This window comes from Terriglobus sp. 2YAB30_2 (genome assembly GCF_052114765.1).
In the GTDB taxonomy this organism is placed as follows: Bacteria; Acidobacteriota; Terriglobia; order Terriglobales; family Acidobacteriaceae; genus Terriglobus.
On the sequence record NZ_JBFRFJ010000009.1, the window covers coordinates 220,702 to 236,218 of the forward strand.

12 protein-coding genes are annotated in these 15,517 nt (G+C 54.8%); 5 read left to right on the forward strand and 7 right to left on the reverse strand.

Features of this window, described 5'->3' with window-relative positions:
- Positions 1-43 precede the first annotated feature (43 nt).
- The 4 genes from AB4Y89_RS15435 to AB4Y89_RS15450 form a co-directional block, all read right to left on the reverse strand.
- Complete coding sequence (locus AB4Y89_RS15435) at positions 44-2,038, reverse strand: prolyl oligopeptidase family serine peptidase (protein WP_442301825.1); 1,995 nt, start codon at positions 2,036-2,038, stop codon at positions 44-46.
- Between the two features lie 12 nt (positions 2,039-2,050).
- Positions 2,051-4,942 carry a TonB-dependent receptor domain-containing protein gene (locus AB4Y89_RS15440; protein ID WP_442301826.1) on the reverse strand — a complete coding sequence of 964 codons (2,892 nt, stop codon included), beginning with the start codon at positions 4,940-4,942 and terminating at the stop codon, positions 2,051-2,053.
- Positions 4,943-5,102: 160 nt separating this feature from the next.
- Entirely contained in the window at positions 5,103-7,685 is a 2,583-nt protein-coding gene (locus tag AB4Y89_RS15445) for a M14 family metallopeptidase (RefSeq protein ID WP_442301827.1), read from the reverse strand.
- Positions 7,686-7,975: 290 nt separating this feature from the next.
- The gene (locus tag AB4Y89_RS15450; protein WP_442301828.1) at positions 7,976-8,866 is read right to left on the reverse strand and encodes a PhzF family phenazine biosynthesis protein; all 891 of its coding nucleotides are present in this window, start codon (positions 8,864-8,866) and stop codon (positions 7,976-7,978) included.
- Positions 8,867-9,143: 277 nt separating this feature from the next.
- Here AB4Y89_RS15450 and AB4Y89_RS15455 point away from each other — a divergent pair, with 277 nt between their 5' ends.
- Positions 9,144-9,671, forward strand: coding sequence for a MarR family winged helix-turn-helix transcriptional regulator (locus AB4Y89_RS15455; RefSeq protein WP_442301829.1), 528 nt, complete (start codon positions 9,144-9,146; stop codon positions 9,669-9,671).
- Between the two features lie 358 nt (positions 9,672-10,029).
- Positions 10,030-10,290, forward strand: coding sequence for a LysR family transcriptional regulator (locus AB4Y89_RS15460; protein WP_442301830.1), 261 nt, complete (start codon positions 10,030-10,032; stop codon positions 10,288-10,290).
- Between the two features lie 37 nt (positions 10,291-10,327).
- On the opposite strand, the gene AB4Y89_RS15465 is transcribed toward AB4Y89_RS15460, so the two are convergent.
- On the reverse strand, positions 10,328-10,603 hold the full coding sequence (locus AB4Y89_RS15465; RefSeq protein ID WP_442301831.1) for a hypothetical protein: 276 nt from the start codon (positions 10,601-10,603) through the stop codon (positions 10,328-10,330).
- A gap of 236 nt (positions 10,604-10,839) precedes the next feature.
- Between AB4Y89_RS15465 and AB4Y89_RS15470 the strand changes: the two genes are divergently transcribed.
- Together AB4Y89_RS15470 and AB4Y89_RS15475 are read left to right on the forward strand one after the other, a co-directional pair.
- On the forward strand, positions 10,840-11,307 hold the full coding sequence (locus tag AB4Y89_RS15470; protein ID WP_442301832.1) for a hypothetical protein: 468 nt from the start codon (positions 10,840-10,842) through the stop codon (positions 11,305-11,307).
- Between the two features lie 141 nt (positions 11,308-11,448).
- On the forward strand, positions 11,449-12,306 hold the full coding sequence (locus tag AB4Y89_RS15475; protein WP_442301833.1) for a DUF1684 domain-containing protein: 858 nt from the start codon (positions 11,449-11,451) through the stop codon (positions 12,304-12,306).
- A 649-nt stretch (positions 12,307-12,955) separates the two neighbouring features.
- Here the strand turns inward: AB4Y89_RS15475 and AB4Y89_RS15480 are convergent.
- Positions 12,956-13,900 carry a rhodanese-like domain-containing protein gene (locus tag AB4Y89_RS15480; protein ID WP_442301834.1) on the reverse strand — a complete coding sequence of 315 codons (945 nt, stop codon included), beginning with the start codon at positions 13,898-13,900 and terminating at the stop codon, positions 12,956-12,958.
- A gap of 547 nt (positions 13,901-14,447) precedes the next feature.
- Between AB4Y89_RS15480 and AB4Y89_RS15485 the strand changes: the two genes are divergently transcribed.
- On the forward strand, positions 14,448-15,392 hold the full coding sequence (locus AB4Y89_RS15485) for an OsmC family protein (RefSeq protein ID WP_442301835.1): 945 nt from the start codon (positions 14,448-14,450) through the stop codon (positions 15,390-15,392).
- Here the strand turns inward: AB4Y89_RS15485 and AB4Y89_RS15490 are convergent.
- Positions 15,378-15,517 (reverse strand): integrase core domain-containing protein (locus tag AB4Y89_RS15490; protein WP_442301842.1); only part of this gene is annotated, 140 nt, incomplete at its 5' end. The two genes, AB4Y89_RS15485 and AB4Y89_RS15490, sit on opposite strands and share 15 nt — an antisense overlap.

Here is a 15,517-nt window from a genome sequence, read left to right on the forward strand (position 1 = left end):
TCTGCGCCAGAAAGAGCGATGCCGTTTCTGAACGGCGCCGCAGTCATTTCTGGATATGAGCAGGTCCTCCTTCGCCGGGAAACACGACCTCGTCGACCGATGTTGTTGTCGTTCCGAATTTTGGATTCAGATAGTGTTCAAAGAAAGCAAGTTGCTTTCGCCATGCATCCAGGCGATGAGCCGGCTGGGAAAAGCCGTGCAGTTCGTTTGGGTAGGTGAAGTAAAAGTAGGTCTTGTGGTGCTCACGCAAAGCCTTGGCGAAGACTGCGGATTCCGATGGAGGCACCTGCGGATCGTTTTCTCCATGCATGACGAGCAATGGTGTTCGCACCTTCTCGACGGATAGAAGCACGTTGGCTTTGCGATAGACCTCAGGCTTCTCAGTAGGCGAACCGCCCATCTTCATCATCCAGCGGATTGCCGAGGGTGGGTTGGTCCGATACACGAACAATTCGCGATCCACGACTCCGTAGAGTTCTGCTGCAGCAGCAAATAGCTCCGGGTAACGGGTCACCGCATACGCGACCATGGTTCCGCCATGGCTTCCTCCGCCAATACCGATACCGGTTGGGTCTGCCAGCCCGCGTGAAATCAGATATTGCGCGCCAGTGGCAACATCGTCCACTTCCCCGCCGTTCGAATCTTCTACATTGAGATTGCGGAACGCCTCACCGTATCCGCTGCTGCCGCGGTAGTTCGGTTCAAGGACAACATATCCGGCATCCGCTAGATACTGAGCCCAAACATCCGCACGGTATCCATCCTGCCCCTCTGGTCCTCCATGGATCCAGAGGATGGCCGATTTGTTGGCCCGCTCTTTGTCCTTTGGCTGATACAGCAAGCCGGCTATCTCCCGGCCATCTTGGCTCTTCCATGTGACGCGTTCCGGTATCTGTGCGGTAGCGGCGTAGTTGACCGGAGTTGTGCGTGTCAGATGGACAGGCTTTCCAGCGGTTCTAAGATCCCGCACCAGAAGATCGGTAGTCTCCAACGGCGACTGGTGTTTGAAGAAGAGACGCTTACTATCCGGTGACCATTGCAGCCCTGCGGCGATGCCGGGAGTCTCGAACGAAACGGCTTTCTTCGCCTGTCCTCCATTCGCAGGAATCAGCCAGATGTCATTTGCCTCTGGCACTTCTCTGTTTGAAAGAAATGCGATCTCCTTCCCATCCGGAGAGAACACCGGATTCTCATCCTCGAAGTTTCCATCAGTGATCTGTTTTGGAGTTCCACCCGTTGCAGCCAGCAGGTAGACGTGGCTCCAACCAGAGTTTTGGAGGGCCGTTACCAGAGTCTTCCCATCCGGGGACCACTCTGCGCCTCCGATCGACCAGCCACCACCGCGATCAACTGGAGCGGTAAAGAGCGTTACGGGTTCTCCCGTAGCTTGCCCTGAATGTTGCTCGAAATGCAGCACCTCAAGCCTTCCACTGAAGAATGTTTTCGCCCGTGCTACATAGACAATCCTCTCTCCATCAGGGGACCATCGTCCCTCAGATGTCTCTTCTTTTGATGGAGTGACGGCAACGGTGACAGTACCGTCTTCACTCACCACGTAAAGACCGTTCGTTCCTCGCCTCCCACTCTGGAAAAGAACCCAGCGTCCTTTCGGGTTCCATCGTGGGGCACGGTCCGCAGCTTGGCGTGGATCGCCTCCCCCGGCCGGTGCGTTCGTCAGTCTCCTCGGGGCACCACCTGTAACAGGCACTGCCCAGATACTTCCCTGACTTGCATATGCGATCTGCTTGCCATCTGGCGACCACGACAGGCCCGATTTACTTCCTTGCGTGCTTGTGAGTAACACCGGCCAACCGCCGGCTGCGGGAAGGAGCGTGATCTGTTCGGAGCGCACAAGTGCAACTGTCTGGCCATCCGGAGACAACGCTGTCTCACCGATTGGCTCGGCAGCCAGCAGATCCTGAAGCGTAAGGTGATTTTCTGCACCGGCTTGAAGGCACGTTCCAATAGAGAAGCTAAGAACAAGTACCTGCAGACTGGATATGGGATGAAACTTGCGGATCATCTGAAATTGCATCATCTCTGTCAGCACCTAAAAGTGATAGCGAAGCGTGAACTGTGCGGAGCGGGGTGTCTGGATATTCTGCAGCGAACCAAAGGTGCTGGAGCTTGCATTCGTTCCATTGACGAACTGCTGCCCGGCTCCCCGATTCGTGACGTTATAGATATTGGCGGCGATTTCAAACCCTTGGCGGTCAGTGATTGGGAACTCACGCCCGATCAGCGTGTTCCACTGGACTAGCCACGGGGTAAAGATCTGTCCGATGCCCCGATCTCCGTACTTGAAGCGATATGCCACCGCGAGGGGATTCGATACGGTCCTGCCGTTGATTGTGCGGGTCGCAGGACCATACTGTCCGTTGTAAGCCTGGGTGACAACCACAGGGCCACCAGCCGTGCCGGATTGCGCAGTCACGGTGTTTGAGAAACGGATCTTCCATGGAGCCCTCCATGTCACGCCAGTTCTCCACTGCTGGCGTTGCCACATCCGGTTCCTGGTATCGCCGGTATAGTCGTTGGTGACATTTCCGCGCACGGAACCGAGCCCGGCATTATTTGCAAACTTGGTCGGCTCCAGGATCGCCGCCGGATCGTTCGGCTGGAAAGCGCCGGCAAGATGATCCGGTGAATAGCTATAGGTACTGAAGAGCTGCACGGCCTTCGTTTGTTTCGTCACCGTTACTTCATATCCCTGATAAACGAACCAATTCCATTTGTTGTTCGTTACTAAATAGAAGTTGTTGAACGCCGGATTATTCAGGCCGCTCCAAGTGACGCCCGTGGTGGTCGACGAATAGATCTGATTGTTGTCTACGAGCGCAGGCCGGTCACGATATTCGCGGTCGATATAGCTTGCATCGACAACGATGGCTCCGGGCAACTGCGTCCTGTAGCCGACCAGCCACTCGCGAACGAACCCCTGATGACGATCGGAATCGAAGACCCTGTCGGCACTCAACGCCGTACTGCCCGGTGTCACGAAGGTCGCCGGACCGCTTGGAAGATAGTAGGTGTCCGTTGTTGTAACCGTACTCGAGCCGGCTGCGCCGAGATAGCTGGCATTTGTGATATCCGTGATCTTGCTCCAGCTCGCCCGGATGACATTTCTCTGGTTCTTCGTGAGCACAAAGGCACCGCCGACGCGTGGGGCTACATTCCAGGAGTTTTGGGTTGTTACCTTGAAGAGCGCATCTCTTCCCGAGATCCAGTCAGGACGGACGCCAACGGTGATTGAAAGTCTGCTGAACGGACGCCAGCGGTCTTGAAGATAGAAGGCATAATCATTTGCAGTAATGTAACGGCTTACAAGGCTCCCCCGATCGACCGATTGCGTATGGAAGATCGTGTATCCCTTGGACGGGTCGTTCGGATTATTCAGAACAGCGTCCTGCTGAATATTGGTACCCGCGTTTGCGTAGAGGGTTGTCGTCTTGCTCCGCTCTGTAGGCTCAAGGTAAAAACCAGCCTGGATTTCGTGCGACCCGAACCCCTTGCCGATGTAGTAGTTCACATCGCCGGTAATCGTAGTCTTGTTTGCCGGATTGAGCGTGATCGATGACAGGTTGTTCAGTGTGGCCACCGAAGAGCCTTGCCCGACAAGCCGGCCCGAGGAGAGAGTATTGCTTGCATACAGATCGATTTCTGGTTTCGAACCGACACCACCGATGGCGTCAGCGCTCGAGTTGCTCCCTTTGTTGTTGAAAGAGATCAGAAAACGTGTCGTAAGGTTTTGGCTCCACTGTGAGATGAGACGAAGCCCGTAGGCCCCGCCACCGTATTGATTGTGCGCGATGTTTGCGGCATACCATTGGTAGTTCGCATCCTGCTTGCGGCTGTCATACTGAATCAACGCCATTAGCCTGTGACGGTCGTTCAGTTGGACCGAGGCATTTCCAAGAAAGATAAAACCGCTTGAGTGATTTGCGAAGGCATTGAAACCCGGCTGAATCCCGTTCAGGTACCCAAGCTGGGTTGCTGTTTGGCTGATGCCGTCGTCACGATTGATATATCGGCCAGATGCGAAGAACCACGCGCGCTGCCTCTTGATCGGCCCGCCCAACGAGAAGTCCGGTTGCTGCGTAGAGGTCACGGCGCTGGTCCCTCCATTCGCATTGTTTGCATTCAGAGCTTCCGGGCCTAGAAGCCAAAGGAAGCTGCCATGGTAGCGATCACTTCCCGTGGGGCTCGACATATTGATAACCATGCCCATTGCCGCGGGAGAAGAAGCATCGTTCGCGCCGGTCTTGATCTGGATGTCACCCAACGATTCGTTGCTGATACTGATCCCATTGGACGGCCAGTTCTGCTGGAAGCTCCCGACGTCCATGCCATCAACCAGAGTGGCGTGGTTCTCATTCTCCGAGCCGCGCAGGAAGTAGGTCTGCCCCCCTTGGGCATCCGCCGATGCGCTGACAATCCCTGGAGTAAGCTGCAAAGAATCGGACCAGTCATGACGCCCGGTGATGGGGACATTGCGAAGAAGTTCTCCGCTCAGGTTGACGGCCTGTTCCGCGTTCTGGGTATCGATCAGAGGAGCTTCACCCGACACTTCCACCGATTGCGACTGGGAACCAATATTCAGAGTTATATCGACGGTCACATTGAGGCCCGCACGAATGATGAGTCCCGAACGGACAAACTTTTCAAAGCCCGAACTCTCGGCTTCTACGACGTAGTCATCAGCCGTTGGGAGTTGCGTGAGCCTGTAATTCCCTTCTGCATCGGTCACAGCTCGAAAGGAACCGCCAACGCTCGGACTGTGAGCGAGTAGAGACACACCAACAATAGCCGCCCCGGAACCATCAACAACCCGCCCGTGGACGCTTCCATTGGCCGAGGTCTGAGAGATGAGTGGCACATTGAGTGCGAAAAGAACAATGAGTCCTGCGAGCAGAGAAGCCTTAGCGCGTTTCTGGAAACGCATAGATACCTCCAAACAACGAATTTGAACGCAGCTCTCCACACGTAGCCGCGCACATTCACGGCGCCGGCGAGGGCGCTCTTCAATCGAGATCAAGGGAGATGGGATGGGATGGAACTAGATCAGCGACAACAATAGCAAGGTGTAAAAACGGTCAGAACGCTCATTGGTTTCCACCTTTCTCGTCCTTCGACGGCGACGTCGCTGCGTAGAGCAGAGCATTGAAGAAAAGCTTGTAGGTCACCTCAGATTGGGCGCGATACTGAGGGCGGAAGCCAAAGAGGATGATCCTGCCCTTCCCCAACGGCTCTTCCGCAAGCGCCGAGTTCCCGACGAGATATTTTCCGCCTAGAATCCACCCGCTCAGCAGTGGGTTATCACTGGTGTAGTTCGCGATGGACCGCGCATTGCCATGAACGTCAAATGCGGGGCTCTGTTCAAAGAAGATCGGAACAGCGGAAGGTGAACCAAAGCCAAGAGGATGTGAAGTATCCACTTTGACTTCGAGAATGGATCCAGGAATGTAGAAGTCACGATTGGTCACACCGTCCAGAACATTCTTGACCTCTGGAGCATCTTTGGTTGCGTAGACATTCGACGCCCGATTCAGGGTGACGATTGTTCCACCGGTATTGGCAAACTCGCGCAGAGCGGCCAATCCATTCTCACCGAGCCCGTTCTTGAACTCGGGAGGGACTTCCGGCCCTCCTTCATTTCCCTCGCCTCCGCGGCCCGCGCTTCCCTTCGTAATTGCATTGGCCGAGTTATCCGGAAGGATGATGACGTCAAACTGCTTTGCGAGATCGCCTTTGCGAATATCGTCGTCGACGAGTCTTTTGTATGGAATCTGGTTCTGATCGAAGATCCAGCGAGTCCACCCTTCGTCCATCGACGCAACCCAGCTCTGATAAAGCCCGACCCTGGGAAGCCTGACCTCTAGCCGGGATCCGGCAACAGGATCATTTGCTGCCCGAAAATGAACCGGCCACTGCGCTGCAGCGCGATCGATCTCTTCTCGCAGATGCGGTTGTGATGGAAGATAGATTGTGCCGGCGGCATAGGCGCTGCCCGTCAACCGGTAGGCATGAAGATTATTCTTCAGCAGCGCAAAGAGCGCATACAGCGAGCTGTTGGATGTGTCCCCCAGTATGTATCCGAACTTTGCCTTCCCCTGATCGACGCTGCCCGTCGGCTTGCTGATAGTGTCGACAGGTTCGCAGGCAAAATCGAACTTCTTCTTCACTTCAATTGCCTTGACACCTAGAAGCAGCGGAAGCGTCTGAGCAGTGACATCGTACGGGCGCTGCAGCGGACCTCCTGGATATTCCCGGATCGCAGGGTACTGTTGGGTCTCCAGAAGCGTCTTCGCGAAGGCACCATATGGCTGCCCGAGCGCAATAACGTAACTCCCTTTGCTGAAGTGCTTCCCATCAGCATCGAAATCCGATAAGGCCTTCTTGATTCCCACCTCGCCGCGGCGAAGGATGCTTAGCAAACGTGCCGTAGAAGCCGCATCAACCTGTTCCACCGGTATCACGTATGCGTACGGACCACCGTATTTCTGATCGGTGGAATGTTTGAGAATCTGGTAGTAGTTGGCCAGATAGCGTTGACGATTCGCTGCGACATTGTGCGCGATCGAGAAGAACGCATCGATCTGATACGCGACGATGTCTCCCAGATGCCACGTACCTCCCTTCCATGGGTCAGGAAAGTTCCAAGCCTGCACCTTGGCGTCATAGCCGATTCCTTTGTCCAGCTTCTCAAAGGGCATTTCGATCGGCGAGGCAATGTTGGCGCTAGCCGACTCCGTCAGTACACGCGCCGTACCGTGATACGCCATGTAGTGCCTTGCCGGCGACCATAGATCGTAGACCCCATGCACGAGCACACCCGGTTTGCCAGTCTCGGCAATCTCAAGTGCGGTCTGAGTACCAAGCGCATTCATGGTGCTAACCAGCAGCGGATCGATGTTTGGGTCGATCGGGTCCACCCAGGGCGGGAGATAAATACGCGGTCCTCGCGATCCCATTTGGTGGAGGTCATACAAAACCTGGGGATGCCAGGGATTGATCACTTTGTCTACGGTGAGCTGTGTCTCGACCTGCGTGAAGCCGTACCAGTCGCGATTGTCATCGTGTCCCACGTAGTGGTGGTACACCACCACTGGCGAGCTACCTTCATACGGCGTGCCGAGATATTTCTTGTACCAATCAACCACCAGTTGCTGTCCATCTGGATTCAAGGACGGGACAAGAACGATGATAGTGTTGTTGAGAATCTCCTCCACGGTTTGCGTATTTTGAGTGGCGAGTCGATAGACGAATTCGGCAGCGCTCTGAGAACTGGCAATCTCGGTGGAGTGGATGTTGCAAGTAACGACGAGGACAGCCTTTCCTCTTTTCGTCAGTTCTGCCGCCTGCTCTGGGGTTGTGACACGTGAGTCTGCGAGACGACGCAGAATATCCTTGTACTCCTCGGCGTGTTTAAGATTCTCCGGAGATGAGATGGTCAACGCAACAAATGGCCGGCCTTCCGTAGTCTTGCCAAGGTCCTGATATTGGACACGGTCAGACTCGTGGGCAACCTTGTCGAAATAGGCCGTCAATTGGGTCCAATCGGCAAGTTTACGATCGGTTCCAGGCTTGAAGCCAAAGGCTTCCTCTGGAGATGTGACATGCTGCGCTGCCGCTGCGACAGTGAAAAGCGCAAGCAAACCGGATACAACGATACGTCTACGGCGCATTCGTGAATCTCCGCACTGCTCTTTTGGTTCGGAAAACGTGGGCAAGATGCGCCTGCCGACACATCACCGTGTATTTATGGAGCTGAAGCTAGGAAGGGGATGCTCGCCTAGAGACATCGACAAACATGAAGGGATGCGCTCGCGAAGAGACAGCGACATTCAGATTCGCAACAGAGGCAGCGCATGAAACAGAGATATATCAGATACCAAACGAAGTCAACCCAGCACAGACAAACATTTACCTTGCCATGTGATTCTTATCGGTGAGGCGGCAGTTCTCGTAAGCTGATTTATTGAAGCCGCAGCTTGCCCTCAATAACAGTTACGCCACGACCTGCCAGTTTCACCGAGCTGTCGTGAACTTCAAGGCGCAACACGCTGGGACGCTTCATCTCATAACCTTGTTCGATCACCACGGTTGCACCATTCTTCACAACGCCATGCCTCACTAGGAAAGCCGCAAGTGGGCCTGCAGCTGTGCCAGTCGCCGCATCCTCCACGATTCCCACGGTCGGATTGAAAAATCTCGCGTGCGCGGTTGAGGTCGGCGAGACCGGCTCCAGGCAGTACAAATAGCAGCCTTCGCCGCCGACAGCCTTAAGAACCTTTGCCAGCTTTTGGCGATCCGGATGCGCTTGCGTAACAGACGACCGGTCGCGCACTGGCACCAACAGATGTCCGGCTCCAGTGGCAACCACCTGCGCCGGTAACGAATGGGAGAGGGCATCCGGTGTCAGGCCCAGAGCATCGGCCAGTGCGCCGATGTCCTTGCAGATATTTCCAAATTCTGGTGGCGACTGGGTCAGTACTACTGACTCGAGACGCGTCCCTTCTCGCCGGACTTCAACCGGAAGCAGATGTCCCCCGATCTCCTGGACGAAATGATTCTTGCCCTCCTTCAACGAAAGAACCCCGGTCTCCGCGAGCCACCACCACGCGCCCAAAGAATTATGACCGGCTCCGAAGACCTCATGTCCCACAGCCGTAAAGGACCGCAACCGCCAATCGGCAGACTTGTTCTGTGAGGGCATGATGAATGTCGTCTCCGCCTGATTCAGTTCACCGGCGATTCGCCTCATGGAAGCTTCATCAAGGGCGCCAGCATTCGGGATGATGGCTAACGGATTGCCGGTCAAGGGCTGTTCGGCAAAGACATCGACAAAAGCAAAAGGAGTATACATAATTTCCTCTCTGGCGGACTCGGAGTGCGAGATCGATATCCGATCCGAGGTTAAACCGCGGATTGCAATGGTGGTCAACGGCGACACGCCAGACGCGGCAAGACCGCAGAGTCGAAGGGAAAATTGCCGGCGGTTCATTTTGGTTCTCTCGCCTACCTTTCATGCATCCATATAAAAATGCGGCTCCAGATCTATCTTTACATTAAGATACTTCACATCGAGTTATTTTCCCGGAAAATATTGATAGTACTGACGAGGCGTATACCATGAAAGGGCCATGCACATAACGCGAAATTCGGGCAAGGACCATGTCGACACGATCCTTCAGCAATGGAAGCGCGAGCGCCCTGATCTGGATACCACGCCAATGGGAATCATCGGCCGTATCTCGCGCGCCGAGCGGCTCATTGATGAACAGATGAAAGCGGCCTGTGCGCAGTTTGATCTGGAGCGCTGGGGGTTCGATGTTCTGGCCACCCTCCGCCGATCGGGAAAGCCTTATCGGCTTACGCCTACGCAGCTCTATAGCTCCCTGATGCTGACATCAGGCGCAATGACCAACCGAATCGACCGCCTTGAAACAGCAGGCCTGGTGAAAAGGTCCCCAGACCCCGGCGACCGACGTGGAGTATTCGTGTGTCTCACGGAAGATGGGCGCAAACTGATAGACAAAGCCATTGCCCATCACATGGAAGTAGAGCAGACGATGCTGCGCTCCTTGTCTTCCAGCGATCGCACAAAGCTGGCAGGCCTGCTGCGTGCCGTTCTGCGAAATTTCGAGGGAACTACAGAACAGGAACCTTGATCCAACGCTTTACAACTTCACTTGGTTATTGCCTTCGCGTCGCTCCATGAGAGCTTTCTCGCTTGACTTGCATCTGGACCCCGATCATAATCTCATCCAATGCAACCCATACAGCAGTCCGAATGCATGATGCCTTCGCTATTGAAGCGCCTCGGGGCTGCGCACTTCTGGACTGCTGCCTGTTGCGGCTGATCTCTCTCCTCTTCCTATTCGTTTCACGCCGCTCTATTTGACCGCATCTGTTGATGCCCGTTCATACCTCGCCGCGTGAAGAGAGGTACCGGCTATAGGGCGACGCAACTCCCGATCCGGACTGAAGCAAAGCACCCCGGCAGATGTAACTTTCCAGAGGCCAAGAATGGATTTTCGCGTACGACAGCTCCAGTACTTTCTCGTTCTTGCTGAACACCTCAATTTCAATCGCGCCGCTCGCGAACTGCAGATCCCTCAACCTACGCTCTCATTCCAGATCAAATCACTGGAAACCGCGCTTGACGTTCGCCTCTTCGACCGCAATCAGCGTCACGTCAAACTTACGTCCAGCGGAATCCGATTGCGCCGCCATGCACGAACCATCCTGAAACAGGCGCATCGCGCCATCCTGGATATCCAGCACTGACAGCACTGTGACTTTCGAAATTAAGGTCAGGGCCGACCTAGTACGAATCGCGCCCTGAGCTTTTATGCTGAGCCGCTGGCGTCTTCAAAAGCTCAGGCGCCCGCCGAGCTGAATGATGCGCGAGAATCCCAACTGCCACCGTAATTGAACCAGTAGAGGTATTGGTAGATGAAGGCGTAGAAGTATGGGTGCCCGAAGCAAGATCCGTTTTGCTGAAGGTCAGCGTGGTATTGGGCCTTGCGAATTGGGGCGTATTGAACGCGTTGAGAGCCTCGGCGCGGAACTGCAGATTGACCCTGAGCGCTGCGATCACGGTTCGAAGTTGGTCGCGCCCGCGCCCTCTATATTTGACATCTTTTCGACGCTTTGCTATACCTTGCCCATGTCGCTCTCCGTCTCACGCAGACGTTGTTGTTCCAGCCACTAACGGCTGGATGAGTGATTGCTTGTTCATATCTTCTGAAACGCCCCGCTGAACTCATCCTGATATCCCGGTACCGGTGTCTGTACTGCACACAGATATCACAATGCCACGATGGAGTTCTCCCGATGCGTTTATCCCGTCTCTCAGAATTTGCGCTCGCTGTCGTTCTTTCTGCTCTTACGGTCGCTTCTCCAGCGGTCCGTGGGCAACAGATACAAGCCACGATTGCCGAGAAACCAGAAATCGTTGAATGGGTCTATCGCGTCCGCTATGGATATCGCGATGAGTGGTTCGATCTCTTTCGCAAGAATCAGGTCTCTATCCTCGAACGACAGAAACAACTGGGATACGTGAAGGAGTACACCATCTACGCGCCATCGCTGCATACGAGCGAAGACTCACGCTGGGACTATCGCATCGTCATCATACGGCGGCCACATGATGCTCCTGTTGGAGAGTCGGAGGGTGAGATTGCTCGTCAGTTGTTCCCAGATCAGGCAACATATCGCCGGGAAGAAAACCGTCGTTGGGAGTTAACAACGAATCATTGGGACCTTCCCATTCATGTCGTCGATGTCACCCAGACCAAGTAGAAGGAATTCTCCATGAGCCGGCCACAACAGAAACCACTCACAGATTCTGACTTCCGTGCAACCGATCAAAGAGGACGGCGCGCCCTTCTCTTCCCTATGTGCCGGGTCGTAAGCATTCTCGCCTTGATATCTGGCGCCTCCTTGATTGTCAACGCGCAACAGGCGGCCCCTTCGTATCTCACCTCGACACAAGCCTTTCGCACCAACCGCGCCAAAGCATTAGCAGCACCGGAAGGATGGCTTTCCCTCGTGGGTTTGGAGTGGCTGCATGAGGGTGCGAATACGGTAGGATCAGGAGCCGATAACAGCCTTCATCTACCTTCGAGTGCCCCAGCGCATTTGGCTGTCATCACTCAGAGCGGCGCTGGTGCTCATGCACAGCTTAAGATCTCTGTTCCGGTCGGCGGTTTTCCTGCGGACCTGAAGATCAACGGTTCTCCCACGGTGGAGGGCTCTCTCGCAAATGACGCCAAGATTAGCTTTGGAAGCTACACTATCCTGGTGCTCTCACGCGGCGACCGTCTGGCGCTCCGCATTAAAGACCTCAATGCCGAGACACGTACCCATTTCCATGGGCTCAATTGGTTTCCCGTGAAGAAGAGTTTTCGTGTCGACGCAACGTGGATTCCTTACGGAGAGCCGCACACGATAGCAATTTCCACTATCATCGGAACAACTCTGCATGAGAAGGTTCTCGGAGCGGCTGAGTTCACGCTAAATGGCAAACGTCTTCGGCTCGAGCCAATCGTTGAGGACGACAAGTTATTTTTTATTTTGCGCGATACTACCAGCCGCACCACCACCTATGAAGCTGCACGCTTCCTCTATACCGACTTTCCGTCACAGGGGCTGGCACACAAAGGTGAAGTTGCGCTCGATTTCAATCGCCTGGTCAATCCACCTTGTGCATACACCGCCTTTGCGACATGCCCTCTGCCACCACTGGGAAATCGGTTGACGGTCCCAATTCCTGCAGGTGAGAAGCGTTACCATGATTAAGACTGGCGGCTCCTCCGAAGCGAAGTGTGACTCCCTGGAATGCCCGCCCCTTAGGTCAATGAAAAACAAACGGGGTAGCAAAAGTACCCACCAGGACGGACACTCTTCTCATTCCCGCCTGTGAGCGTGTTTTCTCCACAGCCATGGCGGAATCTCAATCGACAGCTGTAAGTTATGAGGAATCTCGGATGGCAAACGGGCAAACCCCTCCCACAACTCGCGTATGGACAATCACCCAACGAAGAGAAGTACTAGTGCAGCAAATACCGTTAGAAGCTCAAGCTTCCCTTTGATCTTGCGTGAGCAAGGCCGCTCCTAAGGGATAGCCAGGGTAACAGACCATCGTATTTCCAAAAGGCTGGATCGCAACTTGGCGGTGGGGATAGCCCCTCAGTGCCAAGGTCGATAAGAGGGCGAAGGACTCATGGGCCGTGTTTTACACCACCAATACAAAACCTGATCCAGAGTGATCTGATGAGCGGTGAAGATTCCCATAATTCGGTCTGGCGACAACACAGACAGAGAACCGAGACACGCTCGTCAAAGCATGTATGACCGGCAAAAAGTGTCATGTGCAAAGCCACCATGATGGAAACGTACCTGATGCTCCGTGGGAGGCCAATTCTCTTCAGCCCCATGGAGCATTTCTTCAGGGCACAATCGGCAGCCCTGCTGCGCGCCACGCATGAAACCCACCAGCGATGTCCGTCGCGCGCCAGAGTCCAAGATACTGCAGAGCTGCGGCTGCGAGGCTTGAAGTATAACCTTCGGAGCAGAACACAATTACTCGGAGATCATGATTAGTAGCAACTGGCAGTCGCGCGCTGGAAGTTGGGTCGAACCGCCACTCGAGAACGTTACGCTCGATAATCAACGCGCCCGGGATATTCCCTTCGATCGCACGCTGCCCCTCGGGACGAATATCGACGAGTATCGCTCCTTCGGCGGCCACTCGATAGGCTTCATCCGGAGATAGACGGCGTAGTCGGCTACGCGCCGTCGCCAGCATTTGCTCAATGCTGAACGCGCTCGGCTTGCTTTTTCGGTTATCTGTCCGCATGTGCCATTCCTGATGAAGTGCCTCAGCCCGTTCCGACAAGCCTTCGCGCGGAACGAGTTGATTCCCCTCCAACTCATATTCGTTCATATCGGTGAGCGGAGGCGAATACGCGTGAATGCTGATCRCTGGTGCGAAGGAGTTATTGCGGACGTCATGAGCGTAATCACGGCCGAATGCGCGTGGCTCACCCGGATGAATCACAAGTGGCTGCTCACCGGCACGATGTTCCTCAAGGATGCCCATTGCTACGACGAAGGCTCCCGAGGACTCACCATGGTCGTGGAAGCCGGTGGATTGTCCAGGTAGCCAACTGATTGCCCAAATGTCATGGTCCGGACCGTGATATAGCCGCTCATACCATCGGTGTTCGGTCCGAAGCCGCACCCGGTCAATCCATTCATCCGACAGAGCGAACGACGAAACGATGTTAGTGAGTTCCTCAGGCGTTCTCAAAATCGCGCAGGAATGGCTCTTTGCTGGTGTGGATGTGCTGCTCGCAGCAGCTACCAATGGTTCCTCAGTTGCAAGTTGCATAGACTCTTTCCAAAGCTCAATCCGCAAAACAAACCAGGTACGCAGGCCGGCTTGGGACGGATATCCGGGCAAAGATTGGGATCTTGGATGAGCTTTGGGAGGGCGTATCAGGAATACCCGAGAATGTCGCTGCTCACCCTTTAAGGGGCTGGTCGCAGCGGCAACAATAAAGCAGAGAAAACGCCATATTCTGACGCTAACATGGGCTCAAGAATGGGGTCAACTTCGAACATCGGACAAGGCGGTCCATGGGGAAGAGTTCGCTTTAGCACGCGGCATACCCAACTTCAGCCTTATTGGGTATATTAGGCCTATGACTTACATCCAAGTACGAATTGGTTGTTGTCACTAGCGTTCCGCCCGCAGCTGCGGTGCCTGCACGTTGGGTGTAGGACGCCATCCTTACCAAGGATGGCATGCCCATTCTTTCACTTTCCCCAATAAGATAAGCTCGCTCAGATCGGGCGCGAGAAGAACATTTGCTCATCGCCGGGTATCTGGACCTGGAGCAGATTTGTGGCCTCGCCGCATACAGGAGACTCTTCTAATGGAGACCCACATGGATGCCATACGGAAACATTACCCACAGCTGAGAGCGATTACCCTCGGTGTAGCACTCGCAAGTCAATTCGCGATAACCAATCAGCCATTGTTCGCGCAGGCCACACATACCTCTCAGGACTGGGCGCAAACGCCACCGCCTTTCGATGACGGCGATTCCCTGAGGGACTTTCAGGCGCGGCTACGCTCCTCTCTCTTCCTGTTGCGCGGCCAAGCCCAAACGAGCGAGCCGGTAAAGCTTACCGGAACCGTCACCGCAGTCAGCCGGACCGGCTTACGTCGTCTACGTATTCGCGAGTTTCAATTACTGAGCGACGGAGGTCGTGAAACCGGCGAATTCAATCTTGCCGCGGGTTCATGGCCAAGCGTAGTCAGCGCACTGGGTAGTGCATTGGCCGGTGACTATCTCGTACAGGCAACGGTTAAGGGAATCCCCATCGATGGCCTTGAGGTAATTTTCACCAGTAAGCCTGGCACTGCGCCATCGCAAACGACTGGTGCTCAAGTAACCTATCCCCGCAACCTCGCTTACATCGTCTTCATCACGTCTCCGGCTACCGATGCGCAACTTGAGGACTTGCGGAAGACGGTCGAGCGTGTCTCGCCGGTATTCCACCTCGTTGCCGACGCACAGAAGGTGGATCACGGCAAGCTTTACTACACGCAAACGCCTCTCAAACGAGAGGGCAAGACTCTCGATGGCCTTCGCGAGTTTCTGGCCGATAAGTATGCCAGCACGCAAGGAGCGACTCCAATCGAAGGCCCGAGCCCGAAGCAGGCTCCCGATGATTGGAGGCAGCCGCTACGCGCTCATATCAAGGTGGAAGGCGGCACTGGCATCAGGAACATCCGAACAGATATCAGTAATTTCCAAGTCATTCATGACTATCCGCGCTACCTGGGTGGGTGTAGGAGGTCAAGAGGTTGTTGACATCTGGAGCCTGCTGATGGGCGGGCGTAGGTTGAGGCTAGCATGAGGTCTTTGTTGGTTGTAGAAGTCTGTCCAAGGGGCGAGTTGGGTGTCTCTTTGTTCTGAGTTTTCCCAGTGAGCCGCAT